This is a genomic window from Bacillus sp. C30 (assembly GCF_040838255.1).
Lineage (GTDB): Bacteria > Bacillota > Bacilli > Bacillales > Bacillaceae_G > Bacillus_A > Bacillus_A mycoides.
This window is the reverse complement of record NZ_JBFPJH010000415.1, coordinates 1-2627: the sequence shown is the minus strand read 5'-3', so window position 1 is coordinate 2627 and position 2627 is coordinate 1. Positions and strand designations below refer to the sequence as shown.

Genomic DNA, 2627 nt, shown 5'->3' with positions numbered 1-2627 from the left:
CGTATTAGCAAGGCGCTTGAAGCTCATTGCAATTGGTCTTGGATGACGTTCAATATAGTGTGTTTGCTCTACATTTTTTAGCATTGGTATCGTAAATAGTCCCCACCAAAGAGCTGTTATTGCAAAGGAAATTTGACTAGCAATTCCGACTGATAAGGGGATAGTTCCTTTTTGAGCAAGAATAATAAGAGCAATACAACCGATAAAAGGAATTGTGCTCCCAATGTAACCTAATGCAAAACCTCGCGTAGAAATTCGGTCCATTCTATCTCCAGAGGTAACATCTACTAGAAATGCATCATAAAAAATATTTGCTCCAGCAAAGCCAACTAATGCGAGCATATAGCATCCTAGTAATAAGTACCACTGAGATGTTGGAACAATTGCTAGCATACTTGTAAATACGATACCGAGTCCAAAGAAGAATGTGAAAAATCGTTTTTTAAATCCCTTATAATCAGCAACTGTGCCGAGAATAGGAGCGAGTATAGAAATTAAAAGTGTAGCGAACGAGTTTGCATATCCCCAATAGGCTGTTGAAGTTGCGCCAGATAGTCCAGCTTCTTTTGCAGCTGCTTTAAAGTAAATTGGAAATAATGCAGTTGTAATGACGAGCGAATATACCGAGTTCGCCCAATCGTACAATATCCAGCTTTTTTCTTGTCTGGACATTTTTTTCATATAATGTTCCCCCTTAAATTTGTTCTACTAACAGTGTACAAAAATAAAAATTATAAAAAGAGAAACAGTGATGATTTTTACATAACTTTTACATATATACACAGTTCTTTACAATTGAAGTAAATCCTCTACAATTGCGCCGTCTGTTTCACCTAAGTGCAAACCGAGTAACCTAGCGATAGTCGGACCTTCATCAATCAGTCTCATATACGGAATTGTAACGCCGCTTTGAATGCCTTTCCCAGCAGCCATAAAAATTGTTTCATAGTTAGGTTTTGTTGGGGAATATCCATGTGTTCCAAATGTATATTTCTTACTAGAATTAACATCTTCTTTATTAATTTCTTTTATGAAATCACCTGTATAATTTTCAATGAAGTAATAACCTTCCATGGCCTCTAGCATAAATAAGCAATTACCATCAGCGCCACGTTCTTTTGCATCTTCATCGTGCAGAATAAATTCAATTCCATTTTGTTTATCCTGAAGAAGCTCTTCAAGAAGAAGTTGAATCTCTTTAATCGTTTCAGTATCATTTTTATCCTTTACATGTACGTAGGCAGATCCATCACAGCTTTGGCAATAAGCTTTCCAATCGTGTATTTTTCCACGTTTATTTACGGATATAAGCCCTTTTTGACAGAATAGGACATTTAATTGGATTGCTTTGTTTTCACTTAAAGCGCTATGGTCACCAAGTGCAATAATTGTACTTTCTTCGTATATACCACTTTCTTTTAATGTATGGATAATTTTTCCGAGGCGTTCGTCGTGTCTGTGGATTGCAGCTACTGTTTCCTCAGACTCGAAGCCATGGTAATGTCTTTGAGTATCTAAATCAGTAAAATGTACAAACATAACATTAGGCTTTTTCGTCTGAATTGTATGTACGGCAGAAGCAAGGACGAAATTATCAAGCTCAGGCTGTGACAATCCATTTCGTATATGGCCGAAACGACGATTTAAATCTAATTGATATAGCGGGCTACCGCTATATAATGAAACTAAAATTTGATTTTGCCACGGTCTATTTGGAAAAATTTCTGGTAAATTGTAATCGATATTTGCTCTTCCAGTAACAGGCCATAGAAGGGCTGCTGTCGTTAAATTTGCTTTGCGTGCTTCATCATATAAAGTTGTCCCGTTAATGGACTTTCGGTACCAATGCCAATCTGGTGACTCACGTCCTGGTTGAAGTAATGTATTGCTGACAACGCCATGCTTATTAGGATAATTACCGGTTACGATTGTTGAGTGGCTTGGATATGTTACAGAAGGATAAATTGGCTCCACTTTTTTCGTAATCGCGCCCCTTTTTATTAAAGTTTGGAAATTAGGTAGTTTTTGTAATATAGGAAAATCTAAAGCTGATAAGCAGTCAAAAGATAAAATAATGACGCGATTTGTTAATGCTTTATCCATAAAGTTTCCCTCCTGATTATATAAAACCTATTCTTATATATTACTATTAATACCTGGTAATAAAAATATATTTTTGAATAAAATTTTGTTATTTATTTTCAGAAAAATTAAACATATAATAAGTATAAGGGAATGAATGGAAGGAGGGAATACTATGGATTGGCTAGATGGATTTGGTATCTTTTACATCATTGGTGGAGTCACCGTTCTCCTTGTATTTTTTATGTCATATTTACTAAAGAAACGTTTTCCAGACAAACAGTTTGATATTATATTTGCACTTAGTTTAGTACTTCTTTGTTTAGCTTTCTTTCCTGTAACAATGATCGCTATTGGTGGTTGGGAAGGAATGGGATACGGATTTATTTGTTTCTTCGTTTTAATTGGTACACTAATTGGTATGGTTGCTCATCAACTTGTAAAAATAGTTCGGAAAAGTTACGTATAAAACAGTGATAATTGAAAATAATGTATAAAAATAAGAAAATTGGCTCTTGTTTTGAAATAAAATTTATATTATGATA

The 2627-nt window shown here is 34.8% G+C and carries 3 protein-coding genes; 1 reads left to right on the top strand and 2 read right to left on the bottom strand.

Annotation, left to right across the window (positions count from 1 at the left end; genetic code table 11):
• Positions 1 to 681: MFS transporter (locus tag AB3X49_RS21080; protein ID WP_367964537.1), on the bottom strand; the 681-nt coding region annotated here is incomplete at its 3' end.
• A 108-nt stretch (positions 682 to 789) separates the two neighbouring features.
• Entirely contained in the window at positions 790 to 2103 is a 1314-nt protein-coding gene (locus AB3X49_RS21075) for an alkaline phosphatase family protein (RefSeq protein ID WP_367964535.1), read from the bottom strand.
• A 154-nt stretch (positions 2104 to 2257) separates the two neighbouring features.
• Between AB3X49_RS21075 and AB3X49_RS21070 the strand changes: the two genes are divergently transcribed.
• On the top strand, positions 2258 to 2551 hold the full coding sequence (locus tag AB3X49_RS21070) for a YesK-like family protein (protein WP_002124993.1): 294 nt from the start codon (positions 2258 to 2260) through the stop codon (positions 2549 to 2551).
• Positions 2552 to 2627 lie beyond the last annotated feature (76 nt).

Bases quoted from the DNA above. Each gene is read 5' to 3' on its own strand.
- AB3X49_RS21075 (WP_367964535.1), bottom strand. From the start codon at position 2,103: ATGGATAAAGCATTAACAAATCGCGTCATTATTTTATCTTTTGACTGC.
- AB3X49_RS21070 (WP_002124993.1), top strand. From the start codon at position 2,258: ATGGATTGGCTAGATGGATTTGGTATCTTTTACATCATTGGTGGAGTC.